This is a genomic window from Microbacterium sp. NPDC089320 (assembly GCF_040684875.1).
Taxonomy (GTDB): domain Bacteria; phylum Actinomycetota; class Actinomycetes; order Actinomycetales; family Microbacteriaceae; genus Microbacterium.
The window spans coordinates 374,639-387,736 of the sequence record NZ_JBFBGY010000003.1; the positions used below are offsets into that span (position 1 = coordinate 374,639).

Below are 13,098 nucleotides of genomic sequence, written 5' to 3' on the forward strand. Positions count from 1 at the left end.
CGAACTTCCGCTCCTTGACTCGGTGCACCGCCCACTCGGTGGCGGGCTTCGTCGTCCCGTCCATCAGCTCGCCCCTTCACGATCGCGGAACGCATCGTCGACCGACGACGGCCGCCGCAGTTCCCTCGATGCCGCGAGGCGTGCAGCACCGGCAGCCTTCGCTTCGTCTGACATGGCGCGCTTTCCGCGTATCGCCGAGAACAGGTGGAAGAACGGGGCATCGATCACGAACTCGGCACCCTCACCCAGTTCGCGGGTGATCCTCACGTACTCACGTGTGGCCGCGAGGTTCCGCAGTCGACGCAGATGCACGGCGTTCGAGGTGTACACCGACCACGTAGCGTCATCACGCATCGCGGTGATCGTCGTCTCCTGCTCGTCGCGCGCGGTCACGGCGTCACCAGCGCAGTCTCGACAATCGGAGTCGCGGCGAGAAGATTCCCGGCGAGCTCTCGCATCTGAGCGATGGTCAGCGGGTCATCGCGCAGCAGCACGACCACCTCAGGAGTCGTTGTCCCGTCCGTGAAGCGAATGGCACCGTGCTCCCATGTCGCCCAACGGCTCAGAAGAACGTGACCGAACTCGCGCTCGTATGTGATGGTGACGATTCGGTTTTCGAACTCCCATTCGACCCCGACCTGAGTGGCCCACTCCGGCTTCGCCGCGAGTGCCTCGGGATGCGCAGCGAGCCATGCCGACTTTTCTGCGCGGTCGCGGGCGTTCCACTCGGCGAGACTCTCGCCAGCGCCTTGGGTTTCTGCGATGATGTTCTCGTTCACTTCGTGCTCCTGGGATGGGGTAGTTGGGATCTCGGCCTCGGACTGGTTGCCGCCAGCACCGGGGCCTTTCTCATTGGCGGTCATGCCGACGCACCCGCCTCCGCGATCCAGGCCAGGACGTCCTCACGCCGGTACCGAACCACACCGCCGAGCTTCGTTACCTTCGGGCCCTGGCGCAGCGCTGCCCACCTCGCGAGTGTCGGGACCGACGTCTGCGTGTAGTCGGCGACTTGCGCTCGCGTCGCGAGCTCAGGGAGCTCGGCGCGTTCTGTCTTCATCTGTTGCATCACATCTCCTCATCATGAAATCCGCACCACTGCGAATAATCCGATACTACACGGAGTATCAGAAAAATCTAGGATGGCGCAAAATATCTTGTTAGTCTCGAGACGTGACTGACTCAGATGCCCGCATCGGCGCCAACCTCCAGAGCCTCCGAGGCGGAACCTCGCAGGCCTCGATCGCCTCATCGATGAAAGAGCTGGGGTGGAAGTGGACACAGCCCACGGTCGCTGCCGTGGAGAAGGGCGAGCGCTCACTGAAACTTGCAGAGGCAGTCGACCTCTGCGCGATCCTCGGCGTTCAGCTTGGTGAGCTACTCCCGCCGGACCGGCACGTCACTCGCACGGAGATCGTGCGCACGTGGACGGGGGTACGTCGACAGATAGAAGAAGCTCACGGCTCTCTGCGGTCGCTGGCGAGTCAGATGAACCGCCTCGCCACGCTGGTCGAAGCGAACCCTGAGGCAGCCGGAGAACTATGGGGCGATGGCAAGGACGATTGGCGCGACTGGGTGGAATGGGACACGAACGGCTACAAGATGTTCGCCTCTCTCGTCGTCGAAGTGGCCTCAGAGGAGCGGCGCGCCAATCTGGCCGATGCTCTCGCGAAGGTCACAGGCAGCGTCGTGCTTCAAGCAGGAAAGGACACCGATGGCGCGCCCGCGCACCCCGCTGAGTAGCTACGGGACCATCCACACAACGGAGCTCTCCCCCGGCCGGTGGCGTGCACGCACCAGGTACCGCTTCGATGACGGGAAACTACGACAGGTCGAACGAATCGCGACCAGCGAGGCCAAAGCCCGCACCGCCCTCCGACACGCACTGACGACCATCCAGGCGTCCACGGCAACCGAGGTGAAGCGCGAGACTCGCCTGCGCGACCTCGGCGAACGCTACCTCGCAGCGAAGGCTGGCCGTGCCCCGCGAACCGTCGAGACGTACGAGCGCGCCGTGCGGAAGATCATCATCCCCCGCATCGGGGATCTCACCATCTCAGAGGCCACAGCTGACCGCCTGCAGCGCTTCATCGACGCGATCGCCTCAGAGGTCGGTGTCGGCACGGCGAAGACTGTGCGCTCGGTCCTATCCGGGATGATGGGGCTCGCCGCACGCGCCGACGCCGTACGCCACAACCCCGTGCGCGAGCTCGCACCGCTCGAGCAGAAAGCAGTCGGAGCGACACCGATCCCCCTCGCGGACCTCGCCGGCATCCTCGCCAAGCTGCGAAGTGACCAGCGCGCGCACGACCTTGACCTCGTCGACCTGGTCGATTTCGTCGCCGGCACCGGAGTCCGAATCAGCGAAGCGTGCGCGCTCGCCTGGGACGACGTCGACCTCGGCGCCGGCACTGCCACGATCCGCGCGAACGCCGTACGCGCGACCGGCCGAGGCGTCATCCGCCAGCTGCACACGAAGACCGACGCCGGAACTCGGCGCATCCGTCTCCCCAGCGGCGTGCTCGGCGTCCTCGGAGATCGACGAGTGCGCGGCGGCCCCAACCCCCACGGCCTCGTGTTCCCAACGATCCTCGGCAATCTTCGGGATCCGCGGAACACAGCACGGGACTGGGCTCAGGCCCGCGCGCGTCTCGGCATCGGCGACTACAGCTTCCACAGCTTCAGGAAGACCGTCGCGACTGCTCTCGACCAGGCCGGCCTCACCGCCCGCGACATCGCCGAGTACCTCGGACACGCAGACCCCTCGCTGACGATGGGCACCTACATGTCGAAGACAGTCGGAGGAACCCGCGCAGCAGATGCCCTCGACGCGGTTCTCGGCAACTGAATCTGCGGAGTATGTGCGGAGTGGCGTGACCCAGAATGCAGAAAGCCCCGGACGAATCCGGGGCTGATCTGGTGTTTCTGTAGCAGGAGCGGGGCTTGAACCCGCGACCTCACGATTATGAGTCGTGCGCTCTGACCAGCTGAGCTACCCTGCCACACCGCATCCGCATCGCAGATACGAACGCTGTGAGCCCCGAGTCAGGATTGAACTGACGACCCCTTCCTTACCATGGAAGTGCTCTGCCACTGAGCTATCGGGGCGTGCTGCCCCTCGCGGGGCAACCACACGAGAATACCATCACTGTGGCGTCCTCATGAAATCGAGGCGTCAGTAGGACATCCGACCCGCGTTCTCACGCAGCCACGGCAGCGGATCGATGGTGCTGCCGTTGATGATGATCTCGAAGTGCAGGTGCGCACCGTACGAACGCCCGGTGTTGCCGGTGTGCCCGACGATGTCGCCGACCTTGACCGTCTGACCGGCCTTGACCTGCAGCGAGCCGTACTGCATGTGAGAGTAGTGACTCGTGATGACCTGTCCGTCGATCACGTGATCGATGTAGACGGTCACGCCGTAGGCGTTGCCCTGCTCGGTGGCGATGCGCACGACGCCGTCGGCGATCGCCTGGATGGGAGCGCCTTCACCGGGCACGAAGTCGATGCCCTCATGCAGACGTCCCCAGCGCATGCCATATCCCGAGCTCATTCCCACGCCGACCTTGAACGGCCACTGGATCGCAGCCTCGGCGTCGTTGGTGAAGACCTCGTTCGAGTAGTTGATCCCCTCTTCCGATGCCACCTGGATCAGCGACACGCTCGAGAAGCTGTCGGAGCGCGCGAGCGACTCGTTCTGCACGTCGGACGACGTCACGAACGCCTGGATCTCGTCGTTGGATGCAGCCTTCGACGCGGAGCCGGACGCGGCGACGAGCGATGTGGACGCGAGCGTCGGCGTTCCCTGGACCGCGGCGACAGCCTCGGCAGGAAGAGTCATTCCGACGGCGAGCAGACCTGCGAGGCTCATCACGCCGACGGTCGCACCGACGGCGAGGAACTTGCGCGCGGACGGACGACGGCGAGCGATGTGCTCGGCCGGCATCTCAGCGGCGGCAGCGGCCGGCGCGTCGGTCTCCGTGGCGGGCTGCGACATGGCCGCGGGCGCGACGTGACGGAATGCACGGGCCGCGGTCTCGAATGCATCGTGCGCACTCGGACGGCGTGAGCCGTTCTCTCCGTCCTCAGGACGGGGAGCCTCGGGCGCATCCTGCGCGGACGCCGCGGGCTCTGCCGCAGGGGCGGCGGTCGGCTCGGCGGCGATCGGCTCGTCGACCTCTGCGGGAGCCTCGGCGGGCTCGACCGCGACGACATCGGCGGAGTCGGATGCGGCAGACGCGGCCGCGACGGCGGTCGCGGCGATGAAGACCTCTGCGGTGTTCAGGCGCTGGCGGGCGGCGCGGCGAGACGTCGGAGCCTCGAACGGGACGGACGGGGCTTCGGAGACGGACGCAGCTTCGGAGACGGCTTCCGTCACTCCTGCCGCGGAGGCCTCGAAGGCCGCAGTGCGGGGACGGCTGGAGCGGCGCGTGGGCGCAGAGGCAGCCTGGGGATTCTCGAAGGGCAAATCAAATTCTCTCGGGTTAAACGTGAAGCTCGGGGGCGCTTACGACCTTCATCGATTCGGGCCGATGAAAGTAACGATCGGATAAACCCTAGCCTGATCCACCTGTGAATGCCATGAATCGTTCACGTTTCATCACGGAGAACATCGAGCACCCGCCGGTGGACCTCAGTTCCACCCGCGACGAGCATGGGTCTCGCGGAGGTGCAGTCGATCAGCGAGACCGTCCCGCCCGCCTCGGTGACGAGCAGCGCACCTGCCGCGTGATCCCACGGCTTGAGGCCACGCTCGAAGTAGCCGTCCAGCCGCCCGGCCGCCACGAACGCGAGATCGAGAGCGGCGGAGCCCGCGCGCCGAAGGTCTCTGGCGATCGTCATCACCCTGCGGACCGTCGCGAGGTCGCCGTCATGCGTCGCGGGGTCGTAGCCGAATCCGGTGGCGAGCAGCGCTCCCGCCGGCGTCTCGTTCGTCACCGAGAGACGCGTGTCGCCCACGAAGGCACCGTGACCGCGGGCCGCGGTGAACATCTCGGCGGACACCGGGGCGTAGACGGCCGCGGCGAGCGCTTCCCATTCGCCCGGGACCGCGTCGCCACGCACCGCAGCGATGCTCACGGCATACGAGGGGATGCCGTACGCGTAGTTCACCGTGCCGTCGATCGGATCGACGACCCACGTGATGCCGGTCTCGCCCCGCTCGGCCTCCGATTCCTCTCCGAGGAACCCGTCACCGGGTCGAGCGTCCTGCAGCCGTTCGCGGATGAGCGCCTCGACTTCGCGGTCGGCCTCGGTGACGATGTCGGCCAGAGTCGACTTCGTCGCCGCGAGGTGCACACCCTCGCTGCGGCGGGCGCGCGCCAGATCTCCCGCCTCGCGCGCGGTGCGCGCGGCGAGGTCGACCAGTTCTCGTTCGAGGCTCACTGGGGAGGCAGCGGCGGAGCCGGCGGGTAGGCGTCGTGAGCCGAGGGCGCGGGCGGAGCCGGCGGGTAGGCGTCGTGAGCCGGGGGCGCGGGCGGAGCCGGAGGCGTGGTGGAACCCTGCGAATACGGCTCCGGGGCAGCCGGGAACGGCGCCACAGGGAATGCCTGCTGCGTCGGGGCGACCGGGAGCGCCTGCTGCGGCTGCACCGACGGGTAGCCCGTGTAGTAGGCGTTCCAGTCCGGCGACCCGTCGGGCAGTACGGGGAGCGGCGTGACGCCGTCCGCATAGGTCGGCCATGCAGGAGCGGCCGCGACGTTCTGAGCGGCCGCAGCGCGAGCCTCAGCCGGCTTGCGAGGCGCGAACAGCGCATTCAGCAGCGGGATCAGTGTGGTGCCGACCGCCGCCAGGATCGTGAGCGCGACCACGATGCGCCAGTACAGCTCGCCGTAGTCGAAGGTGTGCGGGAAGGTGAGGAAGAAGATCAACATCGCCACGAGGCCGATGAGGAACACGATCGTGGCGATGTAGATGATGCGCGTGAACGTCGTCACGTGACGCCGCGCGGCCGGCGTGAACAGCCGCACATGCAGCAGGGCGAGCTGGAGGATTCCCACCACGAGCAGCAGCTGGAAGAAGCGCTCTGCACCGGTGAAGTACGCGTCGTCCTCGGGCAGCCAGATCTTGACCGCTCCGACCAGCAGAGCGACGATCCAGCTGACCATGCTCGACAGCGCGAGCCAGTCGGGTCGGTTCGGGGCGAGACCCGCCTCGAGGATCGCGATCCCGGCGAAGGCGGCGAGCAGGAGGATGGTGAGGAATGCTCGCCCGATCAACCCGTCCTGATCTCCGATCAGCACCCACACCACGCACACGAGCGCGGCAGCGATGAGTGCGCCGATCGCGATCCAGATCGCGCCTCTGATGAGGAGCGACATGTTCTTCTTCTCGACCAGCGCGGGGGGCTGCTGGGGGGTCTCCGGCTGCGACATCGCGTTCCTCTCGTTGAGCGGCGTTGCGTTCATCCTTGCATGCGCCGGCGCGCGGGCAGGAGTTTTGGCGCGATCCGTGGATACATCGACCCCGACCGCGACCCGGTGCGTCGATCAGCCCTTGCGCGCGGACGCCGCAGCGAACGCGGCGATTCGCGCCTGCGCGTCCGGTGTGGCCAGGGAGGCGCCGATCGAGCGCGCCTCTTCGCTCAGCTGCTCGGCGAACGTCCGTTCGGGCTGAGATCGCACGAGTCGCTTCGCGTGCCCGTAGGCATCTGCGGCCCCGGCGAGCCAGAAGCGGGCGACCTCCTCGGCGCGGGCTCTGACCAGGTCGGCTTCGTCCGCCGAGTCCGCCCCGTCGACGGCTTCTGCGACCAGGCCCCATTCCACGGCCTCCGCGGCTGTCAGGAGGCGGTCCTGCAGCACCAACTGCAGCGCCCGTCGCTGCCCGACCGCTCGAGCGAGCTGAGCCGAGACCGAGAGGTCGGGGGTGAGCCCGATGTTCGCATAGAGGCTGCCCAGCCGGGAGCGAGCGCCGACGACCGCATAGTCGCTGCTGAGCAGAATGCCGAGGCCGCCGCCGGCAGTCGTCCCATGGGCCGCCGCGACGACCGGCACCGCGGACTCCGTCAACGCCCGGATACCTGCGTTGATCACTTCGGCCAGAGCGGTGATCTCGTCACCCGATCCCATCGTCGTCGCCATCTCGATGACATCCCCGCCGGCGCAGAACGCCGGGCCCGCGGCGTCGATCAGGATCGCTTTGACATCCGGCCGCGCCGTCGCCTCGGCCGTCGTCTCACGCCAGGCATGCGCGAGATCGGCGTTGAACGCGTTGAGCCTCGCCGGACGGTTGAGCGTGAGCCGGGCAAGGCCCTCATCGACGGTGAACAGGATGGCATCGTTCATGGCTTCTCCTTCGAGCGCAGGACGTATGCGACCAGGCTAACCGCGATCAGGCCTGCTGCCGCACGCGGCCCACGAAGGCCTCCATGCGTCGCCTCGTGCCGTCGAGACGCATGTCCACCTGCCCGGGGGCGAGGATCTCGTTCGGGGCGAGCGGGTGCGCGAGCCTCACGTTCTCATGGCACGAGAGATCCGCGCAGATATAGGTGCCGACCGAGTCGCCCCGCTCCCCTGCCTCACCCGCGAGTCGGGCGGAGAAGAGCGCCACCTGGTTGCCCGGCTGCATCGTGTGGCAGATGTTGCACATGCCCGAACGACCGCGGCCTGGGTCTGAGACTCGCAGGACGAACCCCGAGATCTCATCCTCGTGCTGCGTGAGCACGTAGCCGCGACGTCCCGCACTCGGGTCTCGCCACGCGAAGAAGTCCAGGTAGTCCCAATCGATGAGGACGAAGTCGTGGGGCATCTCCATGACCCGCAGCTCGTCGGCATCCGCATTGACGAACGAGGCACGGACGTCTGCTTCGGTGAGCGCTCGCATCGGTCCAGTCTATGAACACCCGCGCTCGTCGGGCCGAGACCCGGTGTCCGATTTCGCGGCGACATGCACCCAGGGCGAGTTCCAGGGTGAATTACGGCGTGTACCATCGCGCTCGCTCACGGCTCGACTCACCTGCGCCTAACGTGAACACAGGTCGACGCGAGCACGAACTCCCAGGTTCACCCCTCCCCACGCTCCCGACTGCGAGGCGCACCCCGCGGTACCCGAACACGGGGTGCGCCTCAATCGACCGGATCGCTCACTCGTCGAGCAGCCCCAGCTCTGCGGCGCGCAGAAGCGCCTGCTCTCGGTTCGCCGCGCCCAGCTTGCGATATGCGCTGCGGCGCTGAACCTTCACCGTGTTCGGAGAGACGAAGAGCGCGGCGGCGAGCGCGGCGGTGGACGAGGTCCTCCGAAGCTCTCGCATCACCGCGAGTTCCCTCGAGGTGAGCCTGACCGCGGGTGGCAGCGCGCGGAACGGGCATCCGTCCGACGCACGCGCGAGGTAGTCGTCGAGGAAGCGTTGCTCAGCCGGCTCGCACAGCTCGCGGACCTCGCCCAGGACATCTCTGGAGAAGAGCGCCAGCGGAGCCTGAGAACGCTCCTCTCGCATCACGGCGACGGCGCGGGACATCGCTCGGGCCGCCGCCTCACTCCTGCCCAGTCGTGCTGCCGCAGCCGATGAGGTGACGGCCGCGAGACAGAACCGATCGAGATCCGGCTCGCGTTCGGACTGCGCCGCCTCGGCAGAGGCGAAAGCCCGCGCGTCGTCGTGGGTGAGCAGCGCGATGAACGCTTCTACGGCGAGCCGCGCCGGATCGTCTCCCAGCAGCGCGGCCGCGGTCCGTCGGGCCGCCGCCTGATCTCCGAGCGCGAGCGACGTCATCACCTGTGCGACCGTCAGCCGTGACGAGCCGAAATCGGAGACCGCCGAGTTGACTCCGCGGCCGAGGGAATGGGAGATGAGCAGCGCGGCCTCCGCCGGGTGGCCATCTCGCACCTCGATCTCGCTCTGGACGCAGACGATGTAGGGCCAGAGCTCGGTGGTTCCCAGATGGTGGGCGATCGAATCCGTGCGGCGCCGGGCTTCGTCGAGATCGAGCGCCGCGATGGCGATGATCGCGTGGGCGATCTGCTCCATGATCCCGAACTGCTCTGTTCGCCACGCGGGCGGAGGATCGGCCTCATCGATCTCGTCGAGGACCCTCCGCGCGTCGGACAGTCGTCCTCGCAGGGCGTAGACGCCGGCGAGCGTCGCGGCGCAGTGATACCAGCCACCGTCGTCATCGGGCATCCGCAGGCCGACTCCGTCTTCGAGGATCAGGATGGTGTGCGCGACCTGGATCGTCATTCCGAGCTGCAGAACCTCGATGGCATCCGAGATCCGCCCGAGCTGGAGGAAGCTGAGTCCGCAGTTGCTGAGCAGCAGCGCCGCGAACCCGGTGCACTCCGCGCGCTGCTCGGCGTCCATGGTGTCGAAGACCCGCATCACCAGGTCGGCGGACACCCCCGATCGCCGGAACTGCCCGGCGAACCGCTCGGCCAGCGTCTTCGCGCTGAGCATCCAGAAGCGTTCGACGGGGTCGTCGTCGATTCCGCGACGGTGGAGAGACAGCGCCGCGGCCCGGAAATAGGCGAACGCTCGCAGCCGTTGCCCCAGCCGCAGCAGCACGAGAGCCAGAAGCATGCCCAGCAGCGGATGACGTGAGAGCACGAGAGGGTTCTCGCGGCGAAGCAGCGTCACGACGTCCTGCGGGCTCGTCCGAGAGAGGATGAACCACGACTTGCGCCCGAGGCGCGACGCCAGCACGTAGTCCTTCGCCCTCATCGCGTTCGTCAGTGCGTCGAGATGCCTGCCGTGCTCGGAGGCCCATGACGCGACGGTTCGGCGGATCGGCGCCACGGCGTCGGGAGGCCGCTGATCGAGCCTGCGGGCGAGCGCCTCGCGCAGCAGCGGGGTGTAGACGAACGCGAGGCCGTCATCCGCCGGTTCCCACATGCCCAGCCCGAAGAGCTCGGCTCGGTCGAGGTGCGCGGGCCCACCATCCGGCCATCCGAGGCGCCGCACGATCTCGGGCGTCACTGCCCCCGGCACCGAAGTGCGCAGAAGGAACTCCTGGAAATCGGGTGGTGCGTCGGGACCGATCAGGCCGGCCAGCAGTGCGTCGGCGAGTTCGCGCACCTCGACTGGAGCGATCTCGTCGGGCGCGCTATGGGTCGCGAGCGCCAGCCCGAGCGCCCGGGCGGCGAGCGGCAATGCGCTCTCCTCGCCCAGCGCATGCCGGGGCAGCGACTGACCTGACACGCGTTTCACCACGGTCAGAGCCTCGTCTCGGGTGAAGGAGAGATGCGTAGGTCCGATGACGCAGACGTCGGCGGAGGCGAGCATCTGCAGCGTCCGCGTCGCCGTCGAACGGCGCGTCGCCACGACGATCCGCAGCAGCCGTGCGGCGTCGAGCAGGTGGAGGGCCCCGCCCAGAAGCGAACGCTCATCTACCCGTTCGGCGTTGTCGAGAAGGGCGACGCATGGTCGGGTGAGGTCGGCGAGTAGTCGTCCGAGCTCTCCGGCTGGATCCCGGATGCCGTCGAACCCCCGCAGTGCCGAGCGTGCCGCGCTCCGATCGGCGATCAGGTCCTGGACGACGACCTGCGTCAGGATCTCCCGAAGCATGAGGTGCTCGTTCGTGATGCTCTCGTCGAAGCCGAGCCGCACCGTGGCCGCCCCACGCACCTCCAGCGCGCCCGCCCACTGACCGAGCAGCACCGACTTGCCTCCCCCGGCCGGGCCGCTGACGACGGTCAGCGCATGGCCGCGATCGAGGATCTCGGTTAACCTCGGGCGATCGAGCATGTGCAGGGGAAGACGCGGCGCGCGCGACCGTTCCCCTGCCCCCTGGTCCATCGCTCGCCTCTCCCGAGAACCCCACACCGTTCGCGATCCGATCGTAGATCGGCGAACGAGCGCGGATCACGGCAGGAGCGGACGTATACCGAGATATCGGAAGGGCCGACACTCTCGGGCTACTGGGCGGCGCGCTGCATCGCCTCGTCGGCCTCCATGACGATGCTCCGCATCGCCGCCGCGGCCGCGTCCGCATCCCCGCCCGCTACGGCGAACGCGACATCCCGGTGCCACTGCACAGCGCTCTGATTCGCCACGTGCGGCATGAGATCGTGCGCAGTGCGGCCCCGCAGCACCGCCTCGACCACGCCACCCAGCGCGGCGAGCATCCGATTCCCGGACGACTCGAGCAGCAACCGGTGGAGCCTGATGTCGGCGGAGAGGTAGCGCTCTCGATCGGCCTCGTGGTCTTCCTCGTTCATCGCCACGACGAGCGAGACGAGCTCGACCTTCTGGTCCGACGTCGCGTTCACCGCCGCGAGCCGCGCGGCGAGCGGTTCGATCACGGAACGCAGCTGGCTGAGTTCGCGGAGCTGCTCGTCGCGACCCGGACCCGCGAGCCGCCACGCGATCACCTCGGGTGCATAGACGTTCCAATCGGCACGCGGACGCACCTCGACGCCCGACTTGCGACGCACCCAGACGAGGCCGAAGGATTCGAGGACCCGCACTGCCTCGCGCGCCGCCGAGCGGGACACACCTCGCTCCTGGGCGAGCTCCACGGTCAGCATCCGGGAGCCCGGCGGGTTCTCGCCGTCGATGATCGCGCGCCCGAGCTCCGCAACGAGCGAGTCGTGGACGGGGCTTGCGGGGCCGACGACGGTCATATGTCGAGTATGCCCGCCACAGCCTCATGACGTGGGACGTCTCACACGATTGTTTCGGTTATGTTGCGCATGACGTGGTATGCGTGCTTATTATGTACGGCATAAGGTCGTAAACCACGCCCGGATCAAGGAAGCTCATGGCACTCTTCACCCCCGCCACCGACGCGCTCATGACGGCGGTCGCCGACACGGCAGCCCCCGATCAGCCAGCCGGTCAGTTGATCACCGCCGCAGTGCTCGGAATCGCGATCATCATCGTCCTCATCACCTGGGTGAAGCTGCATCCCTTCCTGTCGCTCACCATCGGCGCGCTCGCCACCGGCGCGATCGCCGGCATGGATATCGCCGCATCCGTCACCAGCTTCTCGACGGGCTTCGGCACGACGATGGGCGGGGTCGGAATCCTCATCGCCCTCGGCGCCATCTACGGAAAGCTGCTCGCCGACTCGGGCGGCGCCGACCGCATCGTCGACACCCTCGTGGGCCGCGCCAGCGCACGCTCGCTGCCGTGGGTCATGGGACTCATCGGCGCGGTCATCGGTCTGCCGATGTTCTTCGAGGTCGGCCTAGTGCTCCTCGTGCCGGTCATCATCCTCGTCGCGCGACGCTCCGGTGCGCCGCTCATGCGCATCGCGATCCCGACTCTCGCCGGCCTCTCTGCCATGCACGGCCTCGTGCCGCCGCATCCCGGTCCTCTCGCGGCGATCGACGCTCTCGGGGCCAACCTGGGCCTCACTCTCGCCTTCGGCGTTATCGTCGCGATCCCCGCCGTGATCATCTCCGGGCCGCTGTTCGCCCGCTTCGCCGAGCGCTGGGTCGACGTTCCCGTCCCCGAGCTGTTCGTGACCGACGAGGACGAGGGGATCGAGCAGCGTCGCCGCCCGTCGTTCGGCGCGACGCTCTTCAGCATCCTGCTCCCGGTGTTCCTCATGCTCGCCAAGGCCGTCGCCGACATCTCGGCCGCGGGCTCCGACGCCCCCTGGAAGGTCGCGCTCGACTTCCTCGGAACACCCGTCATCGCGCTGCTCATCGCCGTGCTCGCCGGGTTCTTCATCCTCGGCCGTGGTGCCGGATTCGACCGCGCGAAGATCAACGACATCGTCGGATCGTCGCTCGGCCCGATCGCCGGCATCCTGCTCATCGTCGGCGCGGGCGGCGGTTTCAAGCAGGTGCTCGTCGACACGGGAATCGGCGAGGTGATCGCCGAGTTCGTCTCCGGGTCTTCCGTCTCGGTTCTGATCCTCGCGTGGCTGGTCGCCGTGGTCATCCGCATCGCCACCGGCTCCGCTACCGTCGCGACGATCACCGCCGCGGGTATCCTGCAGCCGCTCACTGAGACCCTCGACTCCCCCATGGTCGCGCTGCTCGTGCTGGCGATCGGTTCCGGATCGGTGTTCCTGTCGCACGTGAACGACGCGGGATTCTGGCTCATCAAGGAGTACTTCGGCCTCAGCATCCCGCAGACTCTGAAGTCATGGACTGTTCTCGAATGCCTCATCTCGGTCACCGGTCTCGCCGGCGTCCTCGTCCTGAGCATGTTCGTCTGAGCGC

13 protein-coding genes and 2 tRNA genes are annotated in these 13,098 nt (G+C 67.7%); 3 read left to right on the forward strand and 12 right to left on the reverse strand.

Going from position 1 to position 13,098, the window contains the following annotated elements:
- Positions 1-63: 63 nt before the first annotated feature.
- The 3 genes from AB0N61_RS10350 to AB0N61_RS10360 are packed head-to-tail and all read right to left on the reverse strand — an operon-like array spanning position 64 to position 1,057.
- On the reverse strand, positions 64-393 hold the full coding sequence (locus AB0N61_RS10350; RefSeq protein WP_363363754.1) for a hypothetical protein: 330 nt from the start codon (positions 391-393) through the stop codon (positions 64-66).
- Positions 390-863 carry a hypothetical protein gene (locus AB0N61_RS10355; RefSeq protein WP_363363757.1) on the reverse strand — a complete coding sequence of 158 codons (474 nt, stop codon included), beginning with the start codon at positions 861-863 and terminating at the stop codon, positions 390-392. Before AB0N61_RS10355 ends, AB0N61_RS10350 begins: the two co-directional genes overlap by 4 nt.
- On the reverse strand, positions 860-1,057 hold the full coding sequence (locus AB0N61_RS10360) for a helix-turn-helix domain-containing protein (RefSeq protein WP_363363759.1): 198 nt from the start codon (positions 1,055-1,057) through the stop codon (positions 860-862). The genes AB0N61_RS10355 and AB0N61_RS10360 overlap by 4 nt, the downstream gene beginning before the upstream one ends.
- 113 nt (positions 1,058-1,170) lie before the next feature.
- Here AB0N61_RS10360 and AB0N61_RS10365 point away from each other — a divergent pair, with 113 nt between their 5' ends.
- Both AB0N61_RS10365 and AB0N61_RS10370 read left to right on the forward strand, forming a co-directional pair.
- Positions 1,171-1,740: a helix-turn-helix transcriptional regulator gene (locus AB0N61_RS10365; protein WP_363363761.1), complete on the forward strand. Its 570-nt coding sequence runs from the start codon at positions 1,171-1,173 to the stop codon at positions 1,738-1,740.
- 175 nt (positions 1,741-1,915) lie between these two features.
- Positions 1,916-2,845 carry a site-specific integrase gene (locus tag AB0N61_RS10370; RefSeq protein WP_363363764.1) on the forward strand — a complete coding sequence of 310 codons (930 nt, stop codon included), beginning with the start codon at positions 1,916-1,918 and terminating at the stop codon, positions 2,843-2,845.
- 80 nt (positions 2,846-2,925) lie between these two features.
- Here the strand turns inward: AB0N61_RS10370 and AB0N61_RS10375 are convergent.
- The 9 genes from AB0N61_RS10375 to AB0N61_RS10415 all read right to left on the reverse strand — a co-directional run bounded on the left by AB0N61_RS10375 (position 2,926) and on the right by AB0N61_RS10415 (position 11,547).
- Positions 2,926-2,999, reverse strand: a tRNA-Met gene (locus tag AB0N61_RS10375).
- Between the two features lie 34 nt (positions 3,000-3,033).
- Positions 3,034-3,105, reverse strand: a tRNA-Thr gene (locus AB0N61_RS10380).
- A 67-nt stretch (positions 3,106-3,172) separates the two neighbouring features.
- A complete protein-coding gene (locus AB0N61_RS10385; protein ID WP_363363767.1) occupies positions 3,173-4,465 on the reverse strand; it encodes a peptidoglycan DD-metalloendopeptidase family protein in 1,293 nt (430 codons plus the stop codon).
- 122 nt (positions 4,466-4,587) lie between these two features.
- Positions 4,588-5,382: an inositol monophosphatase family protein gene (locus AB0N61_RS10390; protein ID WP_363363770.1), complete on the reverse strand. Its 795-nt coding sequence runs from the start codon at positions 5,380-5,382 to the stop codon at positions 4,588-4,590.
- The gene (locus tag AB0N61_RS10395; protein WP_363363772.1) at positions 5,379-6,371 is read right to left on the reverse strand and encodes a hypothetical protein; all 993 of its coding nucleotides are present in this window, start codon (positions 6,369-6,371) and stop codon (positions 5,379-5,381) included. The genes AB0N61_RS10390 and AB0N61_RS10395 overlap by 4 nt, the downstream gene beginning before the upstream one ends.
- A 114-nt stretch (positions 6,372-6,485) precedes the next feature.
- Positions 6,486-7,280, reverse strand: coding sequence for an enoyl-CoA hydratase/isomerase family protein (locus tag AB0N61_RS10400; RefSeq protein ID WP_167945923.1), 795 nt, complete (start codon positions 7,278-7,280; stop codon positions 6,486-6,488).
- A gap of 46 nt (positions 7,281-7,326) precedes the next feature.
- Positions 7,327-7,818 carry an FBP domain-containing protein gene (locus tag AB0N61_RS10405; protein ID WP_167945921.1) on the reverse strand — a complete coding sequence of 164 codons (492 nt, stop codon included), beginning with the start codon at positions 7,816-7,818 and terminating at the stop codon, positions 7,327-7,329.
- A 259-nt stretch (positions 7,819-8,077) separates the two neighbouring features.
- Positions 8,078-10,720 carry a LuxR C-terminal-related transcriptional regulator gene (locus AB0N61_RS10410; RefSeq protein WP_363363775.1) on the reverse strand — a complete coding sequence of 881 codons (2,643 nt, stop codon included), beginning with the start codon at positions 10,718-10,720 and terminating at the stop codon, positions 8,078-8,080.
- A gap of 119 nt (positions 10,721-10,839) precedes the next feature.
- Positions 10,840-11,547, reverse strand: coding sequence for an FCD domain-containing protein (locus AB0N61_RS10415; RefSeq protein ID WP_363363777.1), 708 nt, complete (start codon positions 11,545-11,547; stop codon positions 10,840-10,842).
- Positions 11,548-11,717: 170 nt separating this feature from the next.
- Between AB0N61_RS10415 and AB0N61_RS10420 the strand changes: the two genes are divergently transcribed.
- Positions 11,718-13,094, forward strand: a complete 1,377-nt coding sequence (locus AB0N61_RS10420) for a gluconate:H+ symporter (RefSeq protein ID WP_363364242.1) — start codon at positions 11,718-11,720, stop codon at positions 13,092-13,094.
- Positions 13,095-13,098: the final 4 nt, after the last annotated feature.